The organism is Rhizobium leguminosarum, from assembly GCF_010668065.1.
Lineage (GTDB): Bacteria > Pseudomonadota > Alphaproteobacteria > Rhizobiales > Rhizobiaceae > Rhizobium > Rhizobium leguminosarum_S.
The window spans coordinates 38,432-63,468 of the sequence record NZ_WUEN01000004.1 but is presented as its reverse complement, the minus strand read 5'-3'; the positions used below and the strand labels follow the sequence as shown (position 1 = coordinate 63,468).

The window sequence follows — 25,037 nt, the reverse complement described above, 5'->3', positions numbered from 1 at the left end:
ATTATGGATGGTTGGCGATGAAGCCTGCGACGTTTTCCTTGGTTGTCAGCGTGGCATCCAGGAGTTGGACCGGCGGCACCTTTTCCCCGGCAACAAGTTTGGCGGCGTTTTCAACCGCGTCGCGGCCCATCTTCTGCGTCTGCTGGGTCGCAGTTACGTTGAAGACGCCCTTGCTGAGTGCTTCGAGAGCTGCGGTGTCACCATCAAAGCCGCCAACCACGATCTTCTGGGAAGGATTGGCGACCTTGATCGCCTGCGCGGCGCCAAGGGCGAGGCCGTCGGCCTGGGCGAACACGATCGAAACGTCAGGATTTGCCTGCAGCATATTCTGCATGATCTGGAATCCTTCGTCCTGGCTCCAGATGTTCGAGAACTGCTCGGCGACAACCTTGACGTCCGGATATGCCTTGAGAGATTCAGCGCAGCCCTTCGAGCGATCGACTTCCGGCGTCGTGCCCTTCTGGCCGTGGATGATGACCATCTTCCCCTTGCCGCCGGCTTCCTTCAAAATGTAGTCGCACACGGCCTTGGCAGACGCGACGGAATCCGTTGCAAGGAAGGTATCGCCGGGTGCTCCCTCGGCGTTGCGGTCAACGTTCACGACCGGAATACCAGCGCTCTTCGCGAGCTTGACCGGAACGGTCGCAGCAGCCGCGCCGGCCGGAATGTAGATCAGCGCGTCGATTTTCTGGGTCAGAAGATCCTGGATCTGGTTGACCTGCGTCGGCCCGTCGCCCTTTGCGTCGACGGTGATGACTTCGATGCCGCGCTTCTTGGCTTCGGCCTCGACCGATTGCTTGATCTGGTTGAAGAAGTTTGCCTGAAGGTTGGCAACGGCCAGGCCGAGCTTCTTCAGTTCCGCCGCGTGTACGGGGCCGAGCATGAGGCCGAGCAGTGCAGCAGATGCGAGCATGGTGCGCGCTATTTTCATTGTATTTCCTCCGTTGTTTGATGGAACCCTCGGGTATGTCCTCCCCCTCGGGGTATTGATCCGACCCAAATTTTTGGAGCGGAATTCCGGGTTCGCCAACGCGGCGGACCCCGCTCGTCAGGCGCGACGCCGACGAATGGTCTCCGCGCCGACCGCGAGCACGATGACGATGCCGATGATCACCTGCTGCAGGAAGGGCGAGACGTTGAGAAGGTTGAGACCGTTGCGAAGCACACCGATGATAAGAACGCCGATCAGCGTTCCACCGATGCCGCCCGCGCCGCCGGAGAGCGAAGTTCCGCCGATGACGACCGCAGCGATGGTGTCCAGTTCATAGCCCAGACCACTGGACGGCTGGACGGAATCCAGCCGCGCGGCGAGCACGATGCCGGCGAGCCCCGCAAGGACGGCACTCACGACATAAACGGCTATCGTCACGAGCGGGACGTTGATACCGGCCAGGCGTGCGACTTCGGGATTTCCTCCCACCGCGTAGAGCATGCGACCTTCGGACCGGAAGTGCAGGAAAAGCCACGCGGCAAGAACAACCGCAAGCATGAGAAACACAGTGGCTGTCAACACGCCGAAATGGCGATCGATTGCCAGCATCATGAACCAGTCGGGGAATCCAACGATCTGTTGGCCGTCCGTGATCATATTCGCGACGCCGCGAGCCGCGGACATCATCGCAAGAGTGGCAATAAACGCTGGAACCCTGAACTGCGTAACCAGAAGTCCGACGATCAGCCCCGAAAGGCCCGCTGCGACCAGAGCAAAAGCGATCCCGACCGGCAGCGGCAGGCCGGCGACATTCGCAGTCCAGCCCATGACCATCATCGCAAGAGCGAGTGCCGAGCCGACGGAGAGATCGATGCCGCCGATCAGAATGACAAAGGTCATTCCGACGGCCATGATGCCGAGGACAGTGATCTGATCGAGGATGTTGAGACCGTTCCGAACCGAAAGAAACGTGTCGGTGCTGAGGCTCAGGAAGACGCAAAGCGCGAGCAGCCCCACGAGCGGGCCGGTGGCGCCCTTGAGTTTGCTCAACCAGGCCCCGGACGAAAGCCCGTGTTCATTGATATCGAGCGCCACCATTGTTCCTCCCTATGCCTAGGCTAATAGCTAATTCACTCTACGAATAAATATTCACTGATGCTGGAAAATTCATTAACAAGTTGCCTTCCGACTGTCAACAGGATTTCTAGACTTACAACTGTCGGTGTTCCACTTAAAGGGCTTGACTAATCGGTGTCTTGTGCAAAAATATTGACAACTGAATATTTATGCATGAGAGGAATCCATGAATACGACAGAACTCGAGCGGGTCGCTCGCGAGATCCGATTGCGCGATCTCCAGGCGGTCTTTGAAGCGGGCGCCGGCCATATTGGGGGGGAAATGTCGGTCATCGACATTTTGACTGCCCTCTATTTTCGTGTGCTGAATGTTTGGCCCGATCAGCCGAAGCACCCCGACCGCGACAGGTTCGTTCTTTCGAAGGGACATACTGCATGCGCGCTGTATGTGACGCTCGCAAAACGCGGCTTCATCCCGGAGGAAGAGATTTCCACCTTTTTGCAGCCGCATTCGAGGCTGAACGGGCATCCAAATTGCAACAAGGTTCCTGGCGTCGAAACGAATACCGGGCCGCTCGGCCACGGTCTTCCTGTCGCAATAGGAATGGCAAAAGCCGCCAAGCTCTCAGGCGCGAAATATCACACCTATGTCGTCACCGGCGACGGTGAGATGCAGGAGGGCTCCAACTGGGAAGCGATCATGGCGGCCGCTCAGTTCAAGCTCGATAACCTGACGCTGGTCATCGACCACAACAGGTTCCAGCAGGGCGCCGCCCTGGCGGAAACCAACGATCTCGCCCCGCTTCGTCCGAAGCTTGAAGCTTTTGATTGGGAAGTCACCGAGATCAATGGGAACAATATGAGCGAAGTCGTTTCAGCCCTCGAATACCGGGGATCGAGACCGCATTGCATCGTGGCCCACACCAACAAGGGCCATGGAATCTCGTTCATGCAAGACCGAGTCGACTGGCACCACAAGGTACCGAGCAAGGAACAATACGAAATCGCATTGGCAGAATTGTCGGAGGCACTGTAATGAACGCGCCAATAAACGCACCCAAGCTCTACGATTGCCGCGACGCATTCGCTACTACGCTTGAGCGGCTGGCAGCCGAAAACGAAACGATCGTTGCCGTCTGCAACGACTCCGTGGGTTCCTCCAAGCTCGGCGGCTTCAAGGCGAAGTTTGGAGAGCGTCTCGTCAATGTCGGCATCGCCGAGCAGAACATGGTGGGGGTTGCAGCAGGCCTCGCCAATGGCGGACGCCTTCCGTTCGTGTGCGCCGCCGCTCCGTTTCTAACGGGACGGTCGCTGGAGCAGATCAAGGCCGATATTTCGTATTCAAATGCCAACGTCAAGCTGGTCGGCATTTCTTCCGGAATGGCGTATGGCGAACTCGGCCCGACCCATCACTCGATCGAAGACTTCGCCTGGACGCGGGTTCTGCCTAATCTTCCGGTCATTGCGCCTTGTGACCGCATCGAAACAGCTGCTGCGGTTGAGTGGGCCGCGGCCTACAACGGCCCCTGTTTCCTGCGTCTGTCTCGCGTAGGTGTGCCTGATCTTCTTCCGGAGGGTCACAAATTCGAACTTGGCAAGGCAAACCTCCTTCGCCAGGGTTCTGACGTCACCCTTATCGCAAACGGCACTTTGACTCATCGAATCTTAAAGGCTGCCGAGATCCTCGCAGAACGCGGCATCAACGCCAGAGTGCTCAACCTTGCAACGGTTCGTCCGATCGACGAGGAGGCTATCATCGCCGCGGCGAAGGAAACCGGAGCGATCGTCACAGCCGAAGAGCATTCGATCTTTGGCGGGCTCGGTTCCGCGGTCGCCGAAGTGGTGGTCGACAATGCTCCGGTCCCGATGAAACGTCTCGGAGTTCCCGGCGTCTACGCTCCGACCGGTTCGGCAGAGTTCCTGCTCGACGAATTCGGGATGGCGCCGTCCGCAATCGCCGACGCCGCGCAGTCGCTGATCAGGCGCAAGTAACTGGGATGACGTGATCAGCCCGGACGCTTTTTGTCGTCCCGGCTGCCGTCTGATCTGGGGAGGATAGAATGCGGGCAATTCTGGCAATTGACCAGGGAACCACCAATTCAAAGGCAGTTCTGGTTTCCGAAAAGGGAGAAATTGTTGGCAGAGGTTCGGCTCCAGTCGGCATCACCTATCCGAAACCCGGCTGGGTCGAACAAGATCCACGCCGGCTCTACGCATCCGTCTGCGAGGCGATCGACGCCTGCCTGAAGGCCACTCCCGACGTGGCTGTCGAGGCCGTGGCGATTTCCAACCAGCGCGAGTCTGTCACTGCCTGGGATGCCGAAACGGGAGAAGCACTTGGACCGGTGGTGAGTTGGCAGTGCCGTCGCACGGCACAGGATTGTGAACGTCTCATCGTCGAAGGCCGCCTTGACCGTGTGCAGGCGCTCACAGGCCTGCCATTGGATCCGATGTTCCCGGGTTCGAAATTCCGATGGCTGCTCGACCGTATTCCGGCCGGGCGTTCGGTGCGGCTAGGAACGGTCGACAGTTGGCTCGTCCACTGCCTGACGGGCGGGCGCCGGCATGTCTGCGACGCTTCCAATGCCGCCAGGAGCCAGTTGTTCGATCTCCAGGAGCAGAGATGGAGCGAGGAACTTGGCGAGATTTTCGGCGTGGATATCGCGCTCCTGCCCGAGGTACTCGACAGCTCTGCCGACTTCGGCAGGACGCAAGGGTTGCCAGGCGTGCCGGATGGAACTCCGATCATGGCCGTGATCGGAGACAGTCATGCTGCGCTGTTCGGTCATGGAGCATTCAAGCCGGGTGATGGCAAGGTAACCTTCGGAACCGGCTCGTCGGTGATGACGACGCTTCCGCGATTTATTCCCCCACGCAACGGCGTCACTACGACCGTCGCATGGCGTCTCCATGGAAAACCGACGTTCGCTTTCGAAGGCAATATTCTCGTCTGCGCCGCCAGTCTCCCCTGGATGGCAGGCATTCTCGGCCTTTCGGACGTGGCGGCCCTTGTCGAACTTGCGGCGAGCGCCGAACCGGGCGGACCGGGCTTCGTGCCAGCATTCGTGGGACTGGGCGCACCCTATTGGAACTCCGACGCCCGTGCCCTGTTCTCCCAAATCAACTTCAATACGACACGTGCGCAAATGGCGCGATCGGTAACCGACTCGATCGCCTTCCAGGTGCACGACGTGATCGCCGCCATGCGAGCACAAAGCGGCGGCGAGCTCGGGGCGCTCTATGTCGACGGCGGACCGAGCCAGAACCGCTTCCTGATGCAGTGTGTCTCGAACCTCATCGAACATCCCGTGATCCAATGCGAAGCACCCGAGGCGTCGGCTTTGGGGGCCGCATATCTCGCGGGTCTCTCACTTGGCTTGTGGAGCGATCTTCAGGAGATCGCAGAGCTCCCGCGGAGCTCACATGTCATTGACCCGGAACCCGTGGATCGAGCGGTGCTTCTGAATACCTGGAATGATGCACTTGCCCGCTCGACGGCACGCGAAACAACGGCTAATGATGAATAAAAATTCACCCTAGGATTAGCGATGACTCGCCTCAATGAACTCCGCCTCATCTCAAGGGTCGCCCAGATGTACCACTTGGAGGGGCGGCGACAGGCGGAGATCGCACAGCACCTTCGCCTGTCGCAGGCGACAGTGTCGCGCATGCTCAAGCGTGCCGAGGCTGAAGATATTGTGCGAACCAGCGTGACCCCCCCCGTTGGCACCTACAGCGAGCTTGAGAGCGCGCTTCGCGAGAAATATGATTTGCCGGAGGCGATCGTCGTCGAGTGCACGGAAGATCGGGACGGAGCCATCATGGCCCGTATCGGAGAGGCCGCGGCTCATCTCTTGGAGGTGACGCTTGCGCCAGGGGAGATCATCGGCGTTTCGAGTTGGAGCCAGACCATCTCCAAGATGGTCGAGAACATTCATCCCCTGAAGAGCGCTCAGGCGAAATACGTCGTCCAAACCCTTGGAGGCATGGGCGATCCTTCAGTGCAGACGCATGCGACGCAGCTCACCACGCGGCTTGCTCGGCTGACCGGCGCTGAGCCGAAACTGCTCGCTGTGCAGGGCGTTACGACGTCCAGAGAGGCAAAATTTCTTATGCAGGCCGATCCATACGTTCGGGAGACGATGGACTTGTTCGGCAGCATAACGCTTGCGATCGTCGGAATCGGAGCAGTCGAACCGTCCGAACTTCTCGCACGGTCCGGTAACATCTTTTCGTCTCGCGAACTCTCTGATCTCGCGGAAGCGGGAGCCGTCGGCGATATCTCGCTTCGCTTCTTCGATAAAAACGGCAAGCCGGTCAAGACACCTCTGGACGACCGGGTCATAGGGCTTCCACTCGAGGATCTCGAACGGGTGGACCGGGTCATTGCTCTTGCCGGCGGGTCTAAAAAGACCGACGCAATCGCAGGGGCGCTCCGCGTGGGAGTCATCCACATGCTTGTTACGGACAAGTTTACCGCGCAGCGACTGATCAACTGATGAGTTAGGCTGATTGCCACCTCAATGCGCCGTCCCATCCACAATCACGTGGTCATGGTCCAGCGAGCATTTCTCGACCCGGGCCTCGACCCTGTAGATTTCCCGTAGCATCTCAGCGGTGACGACGTCGCGGGGGGTGCCGCAGGCGTGCATGCGGCCGTTGGCGATGACGAGGACTTTGTCGGCGAAGCGGAGCGCCTGGTTGAGGTCGTGGATGGCGATCAGCACGATCATGCCCTTGGTGCGGGCCTGGCGGCGCATGAAATCGAGGACCTCGACCTGGCGGTGAAGATCGAGCGCGCTGGTCGGCTCGTCCATCAGCATGATCTCGGGTTCGCGGACGAGCGCCTGGGCGATCGAGACGAGCTGGCGCTGGCCGCCGGAAAGGGCGCCGAGATCACGGAAGGCGATGGCTGACATATCGAGCGCCTTCATGATCTCGTCGATGAAGCGCAGGTCGCTGTCGCTGACGGCCCAGGACTGGCCCTGCTTGCGGGCAAGCAGGATGGATTCGTAGACCGTCAGCACCGCGTTGGCCGAGGTATCCTGCGGCATGTAGCCTATGGCGTTTTTCGCCTTCGAGCCTTCGACGACGACCTGGCCCGGCCCTTTGAGGAGGCCGGTGATGCGCTTGAAGAGGGTCGACTTGCCGGCAGCGTTCGGGCCGATCACCGCCACGACCTCGCCCGATGTCATCACCGGCGTCGTCACGTCTTCGACGAAGAGCTTGCGCCCGTGATAGGCGCCGACGGACTGCAACTGAAGCGCTACCACGACCGGCTCCTGTTTGAGAGGATGAGCGAAAAGAAGAAGGGCACGCCGACCAGGGCGGTAATGATGCCGATCGGGAAGACGACACCTGGGATGATCGACTTCGAGACGATCGAGGTCAGCGACAGGAGCAGCGCACCCGACAGGATCGAGCCCGGCAGGAAGAAGCGCTGATCCTCGCCGAGGATCATGCGGGCGATATGCGGCCCGACGAGGCCGACGAAACCGATCGTACCGACGAAGCTGACGGGTATTGCGGCGAGTAGCGAGACCACAAGCATGGTTTCCAGCCGGATGCGGCGGACATTGACGCCGAAGCTTGCGGCCTTGTCCTCGCCGAGGCGGATGGCCGTCAGCGCCCAGGCATTGCGGGCAAAGAGGGGAAGTGCTGCCAGCAGAACCGCGAGCGTCACCCAGATCTTCGGCCAGGTGGCCTTGGTAAGGCTGCCCATCGTCCAGAAGACGACAGCCGACAGCGCCTGTTCTGAGGCGAGATATTGCAGGAAGGCGAGCAAGGCATTGAAGGTGAAGACCAGCGCGATGCCGAGCAGCACAACGGTCTGCACCGAGACGCCGCGGGCCTGCGAGACGAAATGGATGAAGAGCGTGGCGATCAGCGCCATGATGAAGGCGTTGACCGGCACCAGCAGGCCGGCTGCAACAGGCAGAAGCGGAACGCTGGTGACGATCGCCAGGGCGGCACCGAAGCTTGCCGCCGCCGAAATGCCGAGCGTGAAGGGGCTGGCGAGCGGATTGGCTAGGATCGTCTGCATCTGTGCGCCGGCGACGGAGAGCGATGCGCCGACGACGATCGCCATCACCGCAACCGGCATGCGGATGTCCCAGACGACGGCCCGCACCTGATCCGAAACGGAGGAGGGGTCTAGGAGGGCGGCGACGACTTCACTGAGACTATAGCGGGCCGGACCCCAGGCGAGATCGACCGCAAAGGACAGGCAGAGCGCTGCCGTCATGGCGGCAAGGATCAGCAGCTTGCGCCGGGCAAGGGCGCGGTAGCGCTCCCTCCCGGCTTCGGCTTCTATCGATATGGCGGCGATCTCGGCCATTTTGGATTATTGACCCGCCTTGGCGTCGACCCAGTAACCCGGCTGGTAGGCGACCGGCAGGAATTTTTCGTGGAATTCCTTGAAGGTGGCATCGGGATCGAGATCGGCAAAGAGGTTCGGATGGAACCACTTGGCCAGCTGCTGGACGGCGACGAACTGGTAGGGGCTGGTATAGAACTGGTGCCAGATCGCATGGACATTGCCGCCGGCAACCGCTCTGGAGCCGGTGAAGGCAGGGTTTTCCACCAACGTGTTCAGCGCCTTGCGGCTGTCGTCGAAGGTGACGGCGGCATTCGGGCCGACATTCACATAATCCTTGGCATTCTTGGTCTGGCTCCAATTGGATCCGGTGACGACGATGACATCGGGATTGGAGGCGACGACCTGCTCTGCATTGATCGAGCCGGTATATCCCGGCAGGAAATCGGAGCCGAGATTGTGGCCGCCGGCCCAATCGACCATCAGGCCGAAATTATCGGGGCCGAAGGTGCCGCAGCATTCGACCAGGCCTGCGGCGCGGTACATGAAGACATTCGGCTTCGGCGGATTGGCGGCCTTCAGCCTGTCGGTGACACGCGCCATCTGCTCTTTCCAGAAGCTGGCGACGGCTTCGGCGCGGTCTTCATGGCCGAAAATCTGGCCGAGGATCTTCAGGCTCGGCTCGGTGTTGGCAAGGATGTGCTCGCGGAAATCGATATAGACGATCTTTACGCCGATGCCGTTCAGCATCTCCTCCAGCTTCACCTCGTCGGCGGCCGCCTTGTTGCCGATCGGCAGCAGCAGCACATCGGGATGAAGCTTGACGACCGTCTCGGTCTGCAGCGTGCCGTCGGTCAGGTTGCCGAGGAAGGGCAGGTCCTTGCCCTTAGGAAACTTCTCGACATAAGCGTTGAAGCCATCCTTGTCGGTGGTCCAGAGATCGTTGCGCCAGCCGACGATTTTGGCGAAGGGATCTTCCTTCTCGATCGGTGCTACGGCGTAGAGCATGCGGCCTTCCCCAAGGATCACACGCTCGACCGGCTTGTCGAAGGTCACTTCACGACCCGCGACATCCTTGACGGTGAAGGGCTGCGCCCAAGCCGAAAGCGGCAACAGGCTCGCAATCGCCGCTGCGGAGACTGCGAGTATTTTCACGAAATTCATCTGGAAATTCCCCCGGTGTCTGAATAATGTTCGCAGGCATAAGAAATATGACTTTATGAATCAAGTTCTATGTTTTAGAGCGTTTCCAAACTGATCCGATGCCGGGGTGCCTCAGATGAATTCCATGAATACGAACTACTCCATCCGCGATGAAATCCGCGATTTCTGGTCGGAACGGGCGGCGACCTTCGACCAGAGCGTCGGCCATGAAATCTTTTCGGAAGCTGAGCGGAAAGGCTGGCAGCGGCTGATCAGAAAACATCTGGGCGAGGGGCAGGGGCGCGCGGCGCTCGATCTCGCCTGCGGCACCGCCGTCATCTCGCATCTGATGCATGATGTCGGCTTTGCGGTCACCGGCCTCGACTGGTCGGATGCGATGCTTGCGCAGGCGCGTGCCAAGGCGAAGAAGCGTGGCACCGATATCCGCTTCGTGTCCGGCGACGCCGAAAACACGATGGAGCCGAAGGACAGCTACGACGTCATCACCAACCGCCATCTCGTCTGGACGCTGGTGGACCCGGCTTCGGCCTTTAGGGAATGGTTCTCGGTATTGAAGCCGGGCGGCAAGGTGCTGATCCTCGACGGCAATATGGGCAAGGAAACCTGGGTCAAGGGCCTGCAGAAGCTCTGGACGAAGGTGACCGGCAAGCCGCCGGCGAGCCACATGTCGCCGGAGATGATGGCGCGGCACCAGAAGATCCGCTCACGCGTGCATTTCTCCAGCCAGATGCCGGCCGAAGCAGTCGTCGATCTTCTGCGCCAAGCCGGTTTTACGGACATCGTCGTCGACCGCAAGCTCAGCGATATTCATTGGGCGCAGGCGCGCAAGATGCCGTTTTTGCGCGGGCTTGAGCGTATGGTGCAGGAGCGGTTTGCGATTTGTGCGCGTAAGCCTGGGTGATGGGGAGCGGCTCCCTCTTCTCCCCAGCGGGGAGAAGGTGGCCCGAAGGGTCGGATGAGGGGGCCACTCGGCACAACGTTGATTGCTCTTCGCTTGCGCTCAGCGCATTCGCTCCTGTCGTCGCTCACCCCCTCATCTGCCCTGAAGGGCATCTTCTCCCCGCTGGGGAGAAGGGGGAGTCTGCCGCACCGTATCCCGGCCCTTCGCATGGCTCAGGGCGTTCGGCCCTGCGATCGATTCACTGGATCGATCGCTCCCCGCTTTGCGGGGACCGGGCCTCACCCACCCGTAACACTCATATGCCTTGCCACGGCCGGCCGGTTATGCGTCCGGTCGATGATGAAGTCGTGGCCTTTGGGTTTGCGGGTGATGGCCTCGTCGATGGCGGCGTGGAGGAGGGCGTCGTCTTCGGTGGCGCGGAGTGCGGCGCGCAGATCGGCGGCGTCGTTCTGGCCGAGGCACATGTAGAGCGTGCCGGTGCAGGTCAGGCGGACGCGGTTGCAGCTCTCGCAGAAATTATGGGTCATCGGCGTGATGAAGCCGAGGCGGCCGCCGGTTTCTTCGACCCTGACATAACGCGCCGGGCCGCCGGTCTGGTAATCGATGTCAGCAAGAGTGAACTGGTCTTCGAGATCGGCGCGCAGTTTCGAAAGCGGCAGGTACTGGTCGGTGCGGTCTTCTTCGATCTCGCCCATCGGCATGGTTTCGATGACGGTGAGATCCATGCCGCGGCCATGGGCGAAGCGCAGCAGCTCCGGCATCTCGGCATCGTTGAAATCCTTCAGCGCCACGGCGTTGAGCTTGATCTTCAGCCCGGCTTTCTGAGCCGCGTCGATGCCTTCCATGACCTTGGCGAAATCGCCCCAGCGGGTGATCTTGCGGAACTTGTCGGGGTCGAGCGTATCCAGCGAGACGTTGATCCGGCGCACGCCGCAATCATAGAGCTCCTCGGCATGGCGGGAAAGCTGTGAGCCGTTGGTGGTCAGCGTCAATTCGTCGAGGCCGGAGCCGATCTTCTGGCCGAGCTGGCGAACCAGATACATGATGTTCTTGCGCACCAGGGGCTCGCCGCCGGTCAGCCTGATCTTGCTGACACCCTTGGCGATGAAGGCGGAACAGAGCCGGTCGAGCTCTTCCAGCGTCAAGAGATCCTTCTTGGGCAGGAAGGTCATATTCTCCGCCATGCAATAGGTGCAGCGGAAATCGCAGCGGTCGGTGACGGAGACGCGGAGATAGGTGACCGCCCGCCCGAAGGGGTCGATCATCGGATGTGCATCCGCCATCAGCGGCGATGCATTGCCTATCGTTCCGATTCTGGTGTTCACCTGTATCTCCGTACTCTTATCAATGTGGGCATATGCTATTGTCGCGTCAAGGGAAACAGCCCGCGTGAGCATGCCAATTTCAGCTTGCGCTGAAAAAGATCAGCGCCTACTCCTCGCATGAGAAGAGGACAAAATGATGAGCGATATCTGGCCGAGCGAACTTCGCGTCTCGAAAGACAGGCAGCGGCTGGTGGTGACCTTCAACGACGGCCAGAGCTTCGACCTGTCGGCCGAACTCTTGCGCGTGCTGTCGCCCTCGGCCGAGGTGCAGGGCCATGGGCCGGGGCAGAAGGTGACGGTGCCGGGCAAACGCAATGTCGCGATCATCTCGATGATGCCGACCGGCAATTACGCGGTCCGGATCGGCTTCGATGACATGCACGATACCGGCATCTACACCTGGACCTATCTGCGCGAGCTCGGCGAACGGGGCGCGGAGCTGTTTTCGGCCTATGAGCACGAGCTCAGCGAAAAGGGCATGAACCGCGACACGGCGGAGAAGCCGCGCTGACGCTCACGAGCGCGCCGCTATCAAATTCAACAGACTCATAATTCCAGCCATCGGGGGGCCATATGGCGAAAACGAACGGAAAGAACTGGCTGCGCGCCAAGGGCAGCGCCAGCAGCAACAAGGTGACCTTCCTCGAACTGTTCTTCGACCTGGTCTTCGTCTTTTCGATCTCGCAGCTCTCGCATGCGCTCGCCGCCCACTACACGCCGCTCGGTGCGGCCGAAGCGGCGCTGATGACCTTCGCCGTCTGGTGGGTGTGGATTTTCACCGCCTGGGTGACGAACTGGCTCGATCCGGACAAGATGCCGGTGCGCGGGATGCTGGTGGCGCTGATGATGCTCGGGCTGCTGCTGTCTGCCTCCATCCCCGAGGCTTTCGGCGACAAGGGCCTGCTGTTTGCCGGCGCCTATGTGGCGATGCAGGTCGGGCGCTCGCTGTTTACGACCTATGCGATGACGCGCGTCGATCGCGCTAATACGCTGAATTTCGTCCGCATCACAGCCTGGCTCGTGGTAGCAGGCGCCTTCTGGATTGCCGGTGGGCTGCTCGAGCATGAAGCCCGGCTGATCGCCTGGGTGATAGCGCTTGCGATCGAATATGCCGGGCCGGCCGCAGGCTTTGCCGTGCCGGGGCTCGGCCGCTCGACGGCGCGGGACTGGGACGTTTCCGGCGCGCACATGGCGGAGCGCTGTGCACTCTTCGTGATCATCTGCCTCGGCGAAGCGATCCTCGTGTCCGGCCGCACATTTGCGGAGCTGCCGTTCTCCGGGCTCACCAGCGTCGTCTTCGTCACCGCCTTCATCGGCACGGTCGCCATGTGGTGGCTCTACTTCCGCTTCGGCCACGGGCGCGCCGCCCACCGCATCGAGCATGAGGAGACGCCGGGAAGCTTGGCGCGGCAGGCCTTCACCTATGGGCATATCCCAATTCTTGCCGGCATCATCGTCCATGCGGTCGCGGTCGAGTTCATGTTCTCGCATCCGCACGAAACCGGCGATCTCGGTATCGCCGCGGCCGTGCTCGGCGGCTCCGGCCTGTTCCTGATCGGCAATCTCTGGTTCAAGGGCGCGACCAGCGGGCGGATGCCGCTCTCGCATCTCGCCGGCCTGGTGTTTTTGATCCTGCTTGCCTTTGTCGCGCCCTTCATCGAGGTCTATCTGATGGGCATCCTGGCGACGTTGGTGCTGATCGTCGTCGCCGCCTGGGAATACCGCTCGCTGACGGGTACGGAGGCGGCGCCGACGCTGCATTGAACATCAGTCCTCGTCGCGCAGATCTTTCAGCAGCACGGTGATGATCCGCTCCATCGAATCGGCGGTCGCCATGCATTGCTCTATCGGCTCGTCCGACAGCACGCGGTCGATGAGGCCGGTCTGGATGGCCATGGCCTCCTCACTCAGTTTTCGACCCTCTGGCGTCAAATAGAGGCGCAGCACGCGCTTGTCGCGCTCGTCATCGCGGCGAAGGATCAGGCCGCGCTTCTCCATCTGCGGCAAGAGCATGCTCATATTGGAGCGGCCGACCAGCAGTTTGCGCGCCAGCTCCTGCTGCGAGATGCCTTCGAAACGATAGAGATTGACCAGGATATCGAGGTGCGGCGGCTTGATATCGAGATCGGCAAGCGAGCGGGCCAGGGATTGTTGCATCAGCTGGCAGGCGCGAGCCACCGCGATCCAGCTGCGAAAACGCGGATGATCCCAGGGAAGGGATTGATTTTTGTTCATCGTTGTACTTTATTGTTCAGTGTTGAACAGTCTTTTGGAATCCCACTATGGCAAACTTTGCGCTTGACGTCACCCGCCTCGGGTTTTCGGTTCTGCAGGCGGTTTCTCCTGATCTGGCAGGCAAAGCGGCGTTCCAGCTGTTCTGCCGGACGCCATCGACAAAGCCGAAGGGAGCAAAGGCGAAAGCGGTGCATGCAGCGGGTGCGCTCCGGCTTGCCGGTGCCGAACGCTTCACCCTCCGGCTTGCCGGCGGGCGCCAAGCGCATGCCTATCGGCTGAACGGCGGGGCGAGGGGTAAACGCAAGCGCTATCTGGTGACACATGGCTGGGGATCGAGCGCGGCATATATGGCCGAACTCGTCTCGATGCTTGCGGCAATGGGCGCGGAGGTCGTGGCGCTCGATTTTCCCGGCCACGGCCGTTCCGGCGGACGCTTCCTGCATATGGGGCTTGCGGTCGAGACGATCGCGGCGGCCGAGGCGCGCTTCGGCGCATTCGATGCGGCTATCGGCCATTCCTTCGGCTGTGCGGCGCTGATGGTCTCGGCGGCGGGGCTGCTGCCTGGTGTGGCGCCTGTCACCGGCGAGAGACTGGTGCTGATCGGCGCGCCGAGCGAGATGGGCTGGCTGTTTACCGATTTCGGCGGGATGATCGGCCTTCGCCCTACAGCGCAAGCGGCACTGGAGAACGAGGTCCATCGCATCACCGGACGGAGACTTGAGGATTTCGACGTCGGCGGGGCTGCGGGCGGCATCGGCCGGCCGGTGCTCGTCATCCATGCCGAGGACGACAAGGAGGTGTCGTCTCTCCATGCCAGGCGCTATGGCGCAGCGGGGAAGGGCGTTCGGCTGTTCTGGGCGAACGGCTTCGGCCACCGGCGCATCATCGGCGCCGAGCCGGTTCTTGCCGCGATCGCGGCGTTTCTCGACGGCGATCGAGGCGTGGTTGAAGTGCCCGATGAAAGCATCAAAAAAGATGCGGAGATCATTCCGTTTTTTGAGCTTCCGGCAAGGCGCGCGGCATTGTAGCGTCCGTCGCGAAGATCAAGCCGCGGCGGGACGCCTCATGAAAATCATCAGCAGCATCGAAGAGCTCAATACGATCTATGGCGCCGGGCTTTCGCCGGCCTCCGTCACCAAGGTGACGAAGCAATTGACCCCCCTCTATCGCGAGATGATCGAGATCTCACCGTTTGCGGCGCTTGCGACTGTCGGGCCGGAAGGGCTCGACTGTTCGCCGCGCGGTGATCTTGGCGGCGTGGTGCGCGTCGCCGACGATGAGACGCTGCATCTGCCGGATTGGCGCGGCAACAACCGCGTCGATTCGCTCTCCAACATCGTGCGCGATCCTCGCCTGGCGCTGATGTTCCTGATCCCCGGCTCGAACACGACGATGCGTATCAACGGCCGCGGTGTCGTCTCCAACGATGAGACGCTGCTTTCGAGCTTCGAGATGGACGGCAAACATCCGCGCACCGTCGTCGTCATTTCGATCGACGAGGTCTATTTCCAATGCGCGCGCGCCGTGATGCGAGCCGAACTCTGGAATGGAGAACACTTCGCCGATCCGGCGAAGCTGCCGACGCCCGGGCAGATGCTGAAGGCCGCAACCGGCGACTTCGACCAGGAAACCTACGACCGGGAATGGCCGGGGCGGGCGGCGAAGACGATGTGGTAAAACGCCGTCATCTTGTTGTGACGGCTCAGTTTTTTTGACAAACCTCGGCCTTTACTCGACGTCATCCTCGGCCTTGTGCCGAGGATCTGCTGCACCGGTTTCAGATGCTCGGGACAAGCCCGAGCATGACGAAAGAGGAGTTGGCCGGAGTGCCAGCAGCTTGTCGCCGTCACCTGTCGGTGACAGCGTGCGTGTGGCGTGGGAGGCCGTCACGTCTTGTAGATCAGCCAGCTTTTGGTGAAATCCTTCTGCATGCCGTCCTGATAGAGGATGGTGCAGTTGCGGCCGGCATTCTTGGCGCCGTAGAGCGCGATGTCGGTCTTGCTGTAGAGTTCGCCGGCATCCCCGGCGCTGGAGGCCATGCAGATGCCGATTGAGACGGTGACCGGACCGTAATTCACCCGCGTACGTGAGTTTTTGAAAGGCGTCGTCTCCAGCGTGCGACGAATGCGCTCGGCGATCGCGGTCACTTCCTCGGGCGTGTTGCCATCGACGATGAGTGCGAACTCCTCGCCGCCGGTGCGGGCAACGAAGATGTCACGGCGGACATTGCTGCGGATGACGGAGGCGACGGTGGCGAGCACCTTGTCGCCGACCGGATGGCCGTAGGTGTCGTTGATCTTCTTGAAATTGTCGATGTCGCAGAGCAGCAGCGCCGTCACCGGCCGCATGCTCGAATTGTCGAAGATGGCGGCAAGGCGGTCGTCGAAGGCGCGGCGGTTGGAAAGGCGCGTCAGCGAGTCGGTGTTGGCGATGCGCTTGTATTCGTCGAGTTCCTTGCGGACCTGATCCATCTCCTGCGAGCGCTGGACGACGTCCTCGACGGTGCGTTCGCCATGCGCCATGGTGTCTCCGGTTGCCTGGCTCAGCAGATCGATGGCGTTTTCGATCAGCTCGACGCTGGCATTGCTCTTGGAGGTGATGCGCTTGTGGGTCTCGCCGAGCAGCCTGGTATAACTTTCGAGCGAGCTCTGCTCCTGCTTGAGAATGCGCAGCAGGCCATCGAGTTCGCCTGCAATGCGCGTATGGGCATCGTCGAAGACGCGGGCCGGGCTGTGGGTGAAATGCTGCGCGCCGAGCGCATCGAGTTCGGCCTGGGTCACCTGGCCGCCGAGGGCCGCGAGCTCGCGGGTGAGGGCTGGATTGGAGCCGATATAGGCCTCGTAGAAGAGTTGGTAATTGCGCGGTATCGGCGCGACGCCCATGGAGCGCATGGCATAGGTGATCTGACCCGCAACGTCGGGAACCGGCACCTTGGGCGCGACAGCCGTATTCATCCGGCGAACTCCTCATATATTCAAAGGCAATATTCTATTTGTTAGCTTAAATTTCTTGGGAAAAGATTAAAGCGATATATACCAAAGATTACATACGACAAATGCCCCATGGGGCAATACTTCGATCAGACCTATGATTCTCCATGGGAAAACGTATCTTTAGTGGGACAGTGCATACTCGCTGGGCGGGTACAGTGTCTGAAAAACTTACAGTTCTTCTCTGCCGGAGACCGTATTCATCTTGTCGACAGCTGGTTTTGGCGGTTTCGTATTGCAGTGCCGGTATTTCGGGGTGATATTTCTTGGTGGCAAACCCGATCGTAGCCTGCAAGCCAGGGCGTGAGATCGTGGAAACCTCCCGCCATATTTCTTTTGCCATCCTCGCCTTCACCGTCTTCGCCGGCGGCACCTTGTTGCTGGAGCACACCGGCTTCTTCGCCGGCGCGTTCCGCACGGAGATCCTGGCAAGGGTCGATGCCGGGGATGTGGTGAGCGTGGGCGAGGCGGTGAAGGCGCGGAATGTCAGCGCGTCTGATAAGGCGTCGGCACGGTAGAGCAGGCGGCAACGCAGCCTGCCCATCACCCCAAATTCAGCTCCTGGAAGAAATCATTGCCCTTGTCGTCGATGACGATGAAGGCGGGGAAGTCTTCGACTTCGATCTTCCAGACCGCTTCCATGCCGAGTTCGGGATATTCGAAGACCTCGACCTTGCGGATACAGTCCTGGGCAAGACGGGCGGCGGGGCCGCCGATGGAGCCCAAGTAAAAGCCGCCGTGTTTCTTGCAGGCCTCGCGCACGGGGCGCGAACGGTTGCCCTTGGCTAGCATCACCATCGAGCCGCCGAAAGACTGGAACTGATCGACGTAACTGTCCATGCGGCCGGCCGTGGTCGGGCCGAAGGAGCCGGAGGCGTAGCCGACCGGTGTCTTGGCCGGGCCGGCATAATAGACCGGATGGTTTTTCAGGTAATCGGGCATGCCTTCGCCCTTTTCCAGCCGCTCGCGGATCTTGGCGTGCGCCAGGTCGCGGGCAACGATGATGGTGCCTGACAGCGACAGGCGCGTCTTGACGGGATGTCTTGAGAGTTCGGCGAGCACCTCGGCCATCGGCCGGTTGAGATCAATGCGCACCGTCGATTCCGACAGTTTCGCCTCGTCGATCTCGGGCATGTATTTCGACGGATCGGTTTCGAGCTGCTCGACGAAGATGCCGTCGCGGGTGATGCGGCCCTTGGCCTGACGGTCGGCGGAACAGGAGACGCCGAGGCCGATCGGCAGCGAGGCGCCGTGGCGGGGCAGGCGGATGACACGCACGTCATGACAGAAATACTTGCCGCCGAACTGGGCGCCGACCCCCATCTGCTGGGTCAGCCGGTGAATTTCCTTTTCCATCTCGATATCGCGAAAAGCGTGGCCGCTCTCGGAACCTTCGGTCGGCAGCTCGTCGAGATAGCGGGTAGAGGCGAGCTTGACGGTCTTCAGGTTCATCTCGGCCGAGGTGCCGCCGATGACGATCGCCAGATGGTAGGGAGGACAGGCTGCCGTCCCTAACGTCAGGATCTTCTCCTTAAGGAAGTCGATCATACGGTCATGAGTCAAGAGCGAGGGCGTGCCCTGGTAAAGGAAGGTCTTGTTGGCCGAGCCGCCGCCCTTGGCGACGAAGAGGAATTCATAGGCGTCGGTGCCTTCCTCATAGATGTCGATCTGGGCCGGCAGGTTGTTCCTGGTATTCTTCTCCTCGAACATTTTGACCGGCGCGAGCTGCGAGTAACGCAGGTTCTTCTTCTCATAGGCGTCCATGACGCCGCGGGCCAGCGCTGCACTATCCTCGCCCTCGGTCCAGACCCTGCGGCCTTTCTTGCCCATGATGATCGCCGTGCCGGTGTCCTGGCACATGGGCAGCACGCCGCCGGCGGCGATATTGGCGTTCTTCAAGAGATCGTAGGCGACGAAACGGTCATTGTCGGTCGCTTCGGGATCGTCGAGGATCGAGGCGAGCTGCTTCAGATGGCCGGGACGCAGCAGGTGGTTGATGTCGGCAAAGGCGGTTTCGGCGAGCAGCCGGATCCCCTCCGGCTCGACGGTCAGGATCTCCTGGCCCTTGAACGTATCGACCGAGACATGGTCGCCGCTGATCTTGCGATAGGGGGTGGCATCCTTGCCGAGGGGGAAGAGATCGTCAGCCATCGAAGTGACCTTTCTGGTAGGGCGTGCGTCGCTAGATTGGAACCGGTCTAAATCCGCTGCGGGGCAAAAGCAATCAGGACCACGCGCGGCGGATGAGGCGAACCGTCGAAATCGGTCCGACAAAAAGACGACTTCAAGTTGCCTTCTGTTCGAGGCCAGTACATATTCCCGGCAGCGTTAACCTGCCGGGGCTTCAAATGACAAATGCAAAGCCAACTGCTGTCGACGACCTTCTCGTTTTTTTCGAAGACAATTGGATCCGCGGGAATCTGCTGCGCCTCTCCAGCGATCCCGAGGGAGCGGACATGTATGTTCGCTTCGTCAATGGCGTGCGTATCGACGCCAAACATGGGCCTGACCACGAAACGATCATAAGGGGCGAGTACGGAACCTTCAGACTGAAACCTGACGGTCACTTCGAGTACGAGCTGGACTACACGCTCGACGTCGTGAAAAATTTAACGAAATACGATCAGCTCATCGAGAAGCTGAGCTTCAAGATGTCAGATGGCTCGGGGGGCACGGACCTCGGCGTGTTGACGCTCGCGATCGACGGCGTCAACGAAGGCGACAAATACCATGAAATCCTGAATTTCGACGATCTGGGCGTCTTATCCAGGGCAGATAATTTCTCTCTGCCTGACTATCGCAACTTTGCGCTCTCGGTGAATGGAAGCCACGAAGTGACGCTTCTGAACGGCATCGTCTACGACACGATCCCGGGCGTCAACGCCATCACCGAGGACGGTTTCAGCGATACCGTTCTATCGCCGGGTTCTGCGCCCGTAAGCTTGAAAATGCTCGATGGCGGGGAATTCACCTTTCAGAGCGTTTCGATTGCCGAATTGTCGGCAGCGCCCTTTCACCTGACGCTCACCGCGCTGAACGACGGCCAGATCGTCTATCAGCAGGAGCTCGAGGTCACCGGCCCCACTCTCGAGGTCAATCTCGAAGACATCGAAGAAATCCGTTTCGACTTCATGGGCAATTCTGTCGTGATGGACAATTTTTCGCTGTTTGCCTTGCTATAGGCTGGAGGGAGTCGAGGCGTTGCGGCATATCCCCTTCTCCCCGCGAGCGGGGGTCCGAAGGACGGGTCGAGACCTGTGGCTCGACCCCGGTTGGTGGCGGCAGCCGGATGAGGGGCTGTGGCCTATGCGACCTTCCTACTTCGGCCCGATCATCGTTTCCGGGCGAACGATTGCATCATATTCTTCCGACGTCACCAGGCCGCTGGCGAGGCTCTCTTCCTTCAGCGTCGTGCCGTTCTTGTGGGCGGTCTTGGCGATCTTGGCGGCTGCGTCGTAGCCGATCTTCGGGGCAAGTGCCGTCACCAGCATCAGCGAGCGTTCGAGGCCGGCCTTGATATTGTCCTCGCGCGCCTCGATGCCGACGACGCAATTGTCGGTGAAGGAGACGGCGGCGTCGGCGAGTAGCTGCACCGACTGCAGGAAATTATAGGCCATCATCGGATTGTAGACGTTGAGCTCGAAATGGCCCTGGCTGTCGGCGAAGGTCAGCGCCGCGTTGTTGCCGAAGATATGGATGCAGACCTGCGTCAGCGCCTCGCACTGGGTCGGATTGACCTTGCCGGGCATGATCGAGGAGCCGGGCTCATTTTCCGGCAGCGCCAGCTCGCCGAGGCCGGCGCGTGGGCCGGAACCGAGCAGGCGGATGTCGTTGGCGATCTTGAAGAGGGCGGCGGCTGCCGCATTGATGGCGCCGTGGGAAAAGACCATGCTGTCATGCGAGGCGAGCGCCTCGAACTTGTTCGGCGCGGTGACGAAAGGCATGCCGGTGATGGCGGCGATCTCTTCGGCGACCTTTTCGGCAAAGCCCACCGGCGCGTTGAGGCCGGTGCCGACGGCAGTGCCGCCCTGGGCGAGCTCGCATAGGCCGGGCAGGGTCATTTCGATGCGCTTGATCGCGGAGCCGACCTGGGCGGCATAACCCGAAAATTCCTGGCCGAGCGTCAGCGGCGTCGCATCCTGGGTGTGGGTGCGGCCGATCTTGATGATGTGGCTGAATTCGGTGACCTTCATGTCGAGGGCGGCATGCAGGTGCTTCAGGGCCGGCAGCAGGTGATGGGCGATCTGCTCGGCGCAGGCGATGTGCATGGCCGTCGGATAGGTGTCGTTCGACGACTGGCTCATGTTGACGTGATCGTTCGGATGCACCGGCTTCTTGGAACCCATGACGCCGCCGAGCATTTCTATCGCACGATTGGAGATCACTTCATTGGCGTTCATGTTCGACTGTGTGCCAGAACCGGTCTGCCAGACGACCAACGGAAAGTGGTGGTTCAGCTTGCCGTCGATCACCTCCTGGGCGGCGTCGACGATCGCTTTGCCGAGGGCAGGGTCGAGTTGGTCGAGCGCCATGTTGGCGCGGGCGGCGGCCTGCTTGACGATGCCGAGCGCGCGCACGATCGACAGCGGCTGCTTTTCCCAGCCGATCTTGAAATTGCCGAGCGAACGCTCGGCCTGGGCGCCCCAATATCGGTCGGCGGCGACCTCGATCGGGCCAAAAGTATCGGTTTCGGTGCGGGTTGCGGTCATCGGCCTTGCCTTCCCTTTACATGCTGTTTTCGGGCATTTTCGAAAGATGAGGTCTTATAGGTTGGAAAGTCCGACAAGAAAACTGGACGCCGCGCGAAATATTGAAATCGGAAGTCATGTTTGCGCTGGCTTTTCGGCGTGCCTTTTAGGCCACTTTGGAAATTTTATGCGTCCGGGCGTTTTCGCCGGACTGGTCTGGCGGCGAAAATTCGGTAAAAAATTAACTAATAATTTCATAATTTTGTGTGAACTGCTGGGTGGCGCCGTGCAGGATCTCCGTCACACAAAATTGAGTCCGCCGGCGCTGGCGGCGCAGGCCGGTTTCTGATCAATGAGGCCCTACGCTGCTTGAGTTTCGCGGGATTTGAGCTTGAGCCTTGCGCTCGTGACAAGAACAGCATGACACCGGGACTGGAAGATATATGACGTTCGTTTTGAAAAGCGCGGCATCCGCATTGGCACTTTCCTGCGGCGTGGCAATGATGAGTGCCGCACCCGCGCATGCTTATACACTGATGGATATGCTGCGCGGCGACAGGCAGCGGACGCAGAGCACCATCTTCATGGACCAGATGCCGCCCGGCCGTGTGGGCTCGCGCGGCGGCGTCGGTGGCTCGCTCGGCGGGCTCGATCCGGAAGCGCCGCTGCCGAAGGTGAGCGGTCCGCGTTATTATACCTACAAAACCGAGACGCTGCAGTTCGTCGATACCGGCAAGTTCGCCGATCCCGTCGTCACCGGCGCGGTCGCCGATGTTTCGGGCAGCGGTGATGCCAGCGCCGAGCCGGCCGTGCAGCGCCGTTTCCTGGCGCAGGCCAAGGTGCGTGCCAATGCCGACGTCGCGAAGGCGCTCGAAGCCTATTACGGCGACAGCCGCAATCCGCTCGTCTGGGTCGAGGGCAACCAGATCAACGACCGCGCCAAGTCGGCGATGCTGGTACTTGCCGATGCGTCCTTCGTTGGCCTCGACCCGGCGGATTACGCCGTCCAGACGCCTGATATCGACCCAGCCAATCCCGATCCCGCCTTCCGCGACCGGGCGCTGACACAGTTCGAGCTCGATCTCTCCGCCAAGGTGCTCGCCTTCGTGCAGGACACGGTGCGCGGCCGCATCGATCCGAACAAGATCTCCGGCTATCACGACTTCCAGCGCAAGGTGGTCAATCTGGCCCCGGTGCTGAAACTTGCCCGCATGAGCCCCAATGTCGGCGCCTACATCGCCAGCCGCTCGCCTGATAGTCCGCAATTCCAGGCGCTGAAGGCGGAGCTTGCCAAGCTTCGCGCCGCCGACGGCGGCAATGAGGAGCGAATCGTCGTTTCGCTCGACAGGCTACTGAGGCCTGGCGACAGCTCGCCGGAGATCGCCAATATCGTCAAGGCGATCGGCAAGCACGGCTCCGAAACGCTGAAGACCGATCATGCGGCAACGCTTGCTGCTTACGCCGGCAGCATCGACTATTCGCCCGACATCGTTTCGCTGGTGGAGGATTTCCAGAAAGAGCGTGGGCTGAAGCCCGATGGCGTCATCGGCCAGGCGACCGTGCGCGCCATGACCGGCGGCGATACCAATGCCTCGAAGATCGACAAGCTCGTCGTCGCCATGGAACAGGCGCGCTGGCTGCCGGAGGATCTCGGTTCCCGCTACGTCATGATCAACCAGCCGGCCTACAAGGTCTACTACCACAATGACGGCAAGGAACAGCTGTCGATGCGCGTGGTGGTCGGCGGCAAGAACAACCAGACCTATTTCTTCGATGACGAAATCGAGACGGTCGAGTTCAACCCTTTCTGGGGCGTGCCGCAGTCGATCATCATCAACGAGATGCTGCCGAAGCTACGCTCGGATCCGAACTATCTCGACCAGCTCGGTTATGAGGTCGAGGTGAACGGCCACGCCGTCGCCTCGTCGAGTGTCGACTGGTACGGCTCGACCAATAATGTTTCGGTGCGCCAGCCGCCAAGCAGCGACAATGCGCTCGGCGAACTGAAGATCCTGTTCCCGAACAGCCACGCGATCTATATGCACGACACGCCGTCGAAGAGCTTCTTCAAGCGCGACATGCGGGCGCTGAGCCACGGTTGCGTGCGCCTTGCCGATCCGCGGGCGATGGCGGCCGCCGTGCTCGGCACGACGGTCGACGACGTCGCCAAGCAGATCGCCAGCGGCCAGAACCATGCGGTGCGCGTGCCGCAGAAGATCCCGGTCTACGTCTCCTACTTCACCGCCTGGCCGAACAAGGACGGCGTGGTGGAATATTTCGACGACGTCTACGGCCGCGACGCTTATGTCGACAAGGCTTTTGACGCGACGACGAAGGCGCGTGGGGCGCAGATCTGATATCGGATTTGATTAGTGGTGCTGGCGGGCGGTCTTTTGGGCCGCCCGTTTTTGTTTTTGGGGTGTTGCGTGCAAGAAGTAAGAGGAGAGGGCGTGCTGTGTGGGCCCCTCATCTGCCTGCCGGCATCTTCTCCCCGCTGGGTAGAAGGGACGTTGCCGCGACGCCTCGCTCCTGATCAAGGCGTTTCGTGCGGTCGCAGCCGTGCCGCTGGTTCCCCTCTTCTCCCCAGTGGGGAGAAGGTGGCCCGAAGGGTCGGATGAGGGGGCCGCGATCGCAAAGACATACGCCTGATCGCCAAGTCTCAGACGGCGACTTTCTCCGCATATTCCCGCAACAGCGTTTCCACCAGCTCCGGCGTCAACTCATCGAAATGGGTGATGATAACATCCGGATCGAGGCTCGAAACCGGCACGTCGGAATAACCGAAAGGCACGGCGATCGACGGTATGCCGGCGTTTCTCGCCACCGCGATATCGTTGATGCTGTCGCCGATCATCACGATGCGGGTGATGTCGCCGCCGGCGCGTTCGATGGTGGCGGTGAGGTGGCGGGCGTCGGGCTTGCGGTATTCGAAGCTGTCGCCGCCGGTGATGGCGTCGAAATATCGGGTAAGCTCGAGCTTGTCGAGCAGGCCGAGCGCCAGGCTTTCCATCTTGTTGGTGCAGACGGCGAGGCGATAACCCTGAGATTTCAGCCGGTCCATCGCGGCGACCAGGCCGGGATAGGGTTCGGTCCGGCCGGGCATGTTGCCGGCATAATGGGCGACGAAACGCTCGACCAGCGGCGGCAAGGCGTCGCTTTCGAGCGGATGGCCGCGCAGCCTGCAGGCGCGCTCGATCATGACGCGCGCGCCCTGGCCGACGAGATGGGTGAGGTCGTCGTAGCTGACCGGTTCGAGGTCAAGGGCCGCGATCGTATGGTTCAGGCTCTCGACCAGGTCCACGTGGGTATCGAGAAGGGTACCGTCGAGATCGAAGACGACGAGCGCCGGGCGAGCGGGAACAGGGGTCAAGGGCATGTCTCTTTGAACGATGGATCGTCCTGGGGAACGA

Annotated in this window: 24 protein-coding genes; 13 read left to right on the top strand and 11 right to left on the bottom strand. The window is 60.9% G+C overall.

Annotated features, from left to right (window positions below; translation table 11 throughout):
* Position 1 precedes the first annotated feature (1 nt).
* Together GR198_RS12340 and GR198_RS12335 are read right to left on the bottom strand one after the other, a co-directional pair.
* Positions 2-931, bottom strand: a complete 930-nt coding sequence (locus tag GR198_RS12340; RefSeq protein WP_003540275.1) for a sugar ABC transporter substrate-binding protein — start codon at positions 929-931, stop codon at positions 2-4.
* A 117-nt stretch (positions 932-1,048) separates the two neighbouring features.
* Positions 1,049-2,029, bottom strand: a complete 981-nt coding sequence (locus GR198_RS12335) for an ABC transporter permease (protein WP_003540274.1) — start codon at positions 2,027-2,029, stop codon at positions 1,049-1,051.
* A 205-nt stretch (positions 2,030-2,234) separates the two neighbouring features.
* Here GR198_RS12335 and GR198_RS12330 point away from each other — a divergent pair, with 205 nt between their 5' ends.
* The 4 genes from GR198_RS12330 to GR198_RS12315 all read left to right on the top strand — a co-directional run bounded on the left by GR198_RS12330 (position 2,235) and on the right by GR198_RS12315 (position 6,507).
* A complete protein-coding gene (locus GR198_RS12330; RefSeq protein WP_029870790.1) occupies positions 2,235-3,044 on the top strand; it encodes a transketolase in 810 nt (269 codons plus the stop codon).
* Positions 3,044-4,000, top strand: a complete 957-nt coding sequence (locus GR198_RS12325) for a transketolase family protein (protein WP_012757733.1) — start codon at positions 3,044-3,046, stop codon at positions 3,998-4,000. Before GR198_RS12330 ends, GR198_RS12325 begins: the two co-directional genes overlap by 1 nt.
* A 68-nt stretch (positions 4,001-4,068) precedes the next feature.
* On the top strand, positions 4,069-5,535 hold the full coding sequence (locus tag GR198_RS12320) for an FGGY family carbohydrate kinase (RefSeq protein ID WP_029870791.1): 1,467 nt from the start codon (positions 4,069-4,071) through the stop codon (positions 5,533-5,535).
* Between the two features lie 21 nt (positions 5,536-5,556).
* Positions 5,557-6,507, top strand: a complete 951-nt coding sequence (locus tag GR198_RS12315) for a sugar-binding transcriptional regulator (protein WP_003540269.1) — start codon at positions 5,557-5,559, stop codon at positions 6,505-6,507.
* 21 nt (positions 6,508-6,528) lie between these two features.
* Here GR198_RS12315 and GR198_RS12310 read toward each other — a convergent pair whose 3' ends face one another.
* Genes GR198_RS12310 through GR198_RS12300 form a run of 3 tightly spaced genes read right to left on the bottom strand, consistent with a single transcriptional unit; the run spans position 6,529 to position 9,488 of the window.
* Positions 6,529-7,281 (bottom strand): ABC transporter ATP-binding protein, encoded by a 753-nt coding sequence (locus GR198_RS12310; RefSeq protein WP_029870792.1) that lies wholly within the window; start codon positions 7,279-7,281, stop codon positions 6,529-6,531.
* On the bottom strand, positions 7,275-8,345 hold the full coding sequence (locus tag GR198_RS12305) for a FecCD family ABC transporter permease (protein ID WP_029870793.1): 1,071 nt from the start codon (positions 8,343-8,345) through the stop codon (positions 7,275-7,277). Before GR198_RS12305 ends, GR198_RS12310 begins: the two co-directional genes overlap by 7 nt.
* 6 nt (positions 8,346-8,351) lie before the next feature.
* Positions 8,352-9,488, bottom strand: a complete 1,137-nt coding sequence (locus tag GR198_RS12300) for an ABC transporter substrate-binding protein (RefSeq protein WP_029870794.1) — start codon at positions 9,486-9,488, stop codon at positions 8,352-8,354.
* 115 nt (positions 9,489-9,603) lie between these two features.
* On the opposite strand from GR198_RS12300, the gene GR198_RS12295 reads away from it, so the two are divergent.
* A complete protein-coding gene (locus tag GR198_RS12295; RefSeq protein WP_029870795.1) occupies positions 9,604-10,389 on the top strand; it encodes a class I SAM-dependent methyltransferase in 786 nt (261 codons plus the stop codon).
* A gap of 278 nt (positions 10,390-10,667) precedes the next feature.
* Here the strand turns inward: GR198_RS12295 and moaA are convergent, their stop codons facing one another.
* A complete protein-coding gene (gene moaA / locus GR198_RS12290; RefSeq protein WP_029870796.1) occupies positions 10,668-11,714 on the bottom strand; it encodes a GTP 3',8-cyclase MoaA in 1,047 nt (348 codons plus the stop codon).
* A 136-nt stretch (positions 11,715-11,850) separates the two neighbouring features.
* On the opposite strand from moaA, the gene GR198_RS12285 reads away from it, so the two are divergent.
* Positions 11,851-12,225, top strand: a complete 375-nt coding sequence (locus GR198_RS12285; protein WP_032983806.1) for a gamma-butyrobetaine hydroxylase-like domain-containing protein — start codon at positions 11,851-11,853, stop codon at positions 12,223-12,225.
* 62 nt (positions 12,226-12,287) lie between these two features.
* Positions 12,288-13,478 (top strand): low temperature requirement protein A, encoded by a 1,191-nt coding sequence (locus GR198_RS12280; protein WP_164022701.1) that lies wholly within the window; start codon positions 12,288-12,290, stop codon positions 13,476-13,478.
* Between the two features lie 3 nt (positions 13,479-13,481).
* Here the strand turns inward: GR198_RS12280 and GR198_RS12275 are convergent, their stop codons facing one another.
* On the bottom strand, positions 13,482-13,949 hold the full coding sequence (locus GR198_RS12275) for a MarR family winged helix-turn-helix transcriptional regulator (protein WP_011652244.1): 468 nt from the start codon (positions 13,947-13,949) through the stop codon (positions 13,482-13,484).
* A gap of 47 nt (positions 13,950-13,996) precedes the next feature.
* On the opposite strand from GR198_RS12275, the gene GR198_RS12270 reads away from it, so the two are divergent.
* Both GR198_RS12270 and GR198_RS12265 read left to right on the top strand, forming a co-directional pair.
* Positions 13,997-14,977 (top strand): alpha/beta hydrolase, encoded by a 981-nt coding sequence (locus GR198_RS12270; RefSeq protein WP_164069070.1) that lies wholly within the window; start codon positions 13,997-13,999, stop codon positions 14,975-14,977.
* A gap of 37 nt (positions 14,978-15,014) precedes the next feature.
* Positions 15,015-15,626 carry a pyridoxamine 5'-phosphate oxidase family protein gene (locus tag GR198_RS12265; protein WP_029870799.1) on the top strand — a complete coding sequence of 204 codons (612 nt, stop codon included), beginning with the start codon at positions 15,015-15,017 and terminating at the stop codon, positions 15,624-15,626.
* A gap of 209 nt (positions 15,627-15,835) precedes the next feature.
* Here GR198_RS12265 and GR198_RS12260 read toward each other — a convergent pair whose 3' ends face one another.
* Entirely contained in the window at positions 15,836-16,903 is a 1,068-nt protein-coding gene (locus GR198_RS12260; protein WP_029870800.1) for a GGDEF domain-containing protein, read from the bottom strand.
* Positions 16,904-17,250: 347 nt separating this feature from the next.
* On the opposite strand from GR198_RS12260, the gene GR198_RS12255 reads away from it, so the two are divergent.
* Positions 17,251-17,457, top strand: coding sequence for a hypothetical protein (locus GR198_RS12255; protein WP_164069201.1), 207 nt, complete (start codon positions 17,251-17,253; stop codon positions 17,455-17,457).
* A gap of 25 nt (positions 17,458-17,482) precedes the next feature.
* Here GR198_RS12255 and GR198_RS12250 read toward each other — a convergent pair whose 3' ends face one another.
* On the bottom strand, positions 17,483-19,090 hold the full coding sequence (locus GR198_RS12250; protein WP_164022703.1) for a fumarate hydratase: 1,608 nt from the start codon (positions 19,088-19,090) through the stop codon (positions 17,483-17,485).
* A gap of 197 nt (positions 19,091-19,287) precedes the next feature.
* Between GR198_RS12250 and GR198_RS12245 the strand changes: the two genes are divergently transcribed.
* Positions 19,288-20,121, top strand: a complete 834-nt coding sequence (locus GR198_RS12245) for a VCBS domain-containing protein (RefSeq protein WP_029870803.1) — start codon at positions 19,288-19,290, stop codon at positions 20,119-20,121.
* Between the two features lie 135 nt (positions 20,122-20,256).
* On the opposite strand, the gene fumC is transcribed toward GR198_RS12245, so the two are convergent.
* A complete protein-coding gene (gene fumC / locus GR198_RS12240) occupies positions 20,257-21,648 on the bottom strand; it encodes a class II fumarate hydratase (RefSeq protein ID WP_164022704.1) in 1,392 nt (463 codons plus the stop codon).
* A 61-nt stretch (positions 21,649-21,709) separates the two neighbouring features.
* Here fumC and GR198_RS12235 point away from each other — a divergent pair, with 61 nt between their 5' ends.
* Together GR198_RS12235 and GR198_RS12230 are read left to right on the top strand one after the other, a co-directional pair.
* The gene (locus tag GR198_RS12235; RefSeq protein WP_155248891.1) at positions 21,710-21,976 is read left to right on the top strand and encodes a hypothetical protein; all 267 of its coding nucleotides are present in this window, start codon (positions 21,710-21,712) and stop codon (positions 21,974-21,976) included.
* Between the two features lie 94 nt (positions 21,977-22,070).
* A complete protein-coding gene (locus tag GR198_RS12230) occupies positions 22,071-23,984 on the top strand; it encodes a L,D-transpeptidase family protein (protein ID WP_164022705.1) in 1,914 nt (637 codons plus the stop codon).
* Positions 23,985-24,286: 302 nt separating this feature from the next.
* Here the strand turns inward: GR198_RS12230 and GR198_RS12225 are convergent, their stop codons facing one another.
* Entirely contained in the window at positions 24,287-25,003 is a 717-nt protein-coding gene (locus tag GR198_RS12225) for an HAD family hydrolase (RefSeq protein ID WP_204328463.1), read from the bottom strand.
* Between the last annotated feature and the right edge of the window lie 34 nt (positions 25,004-25,037).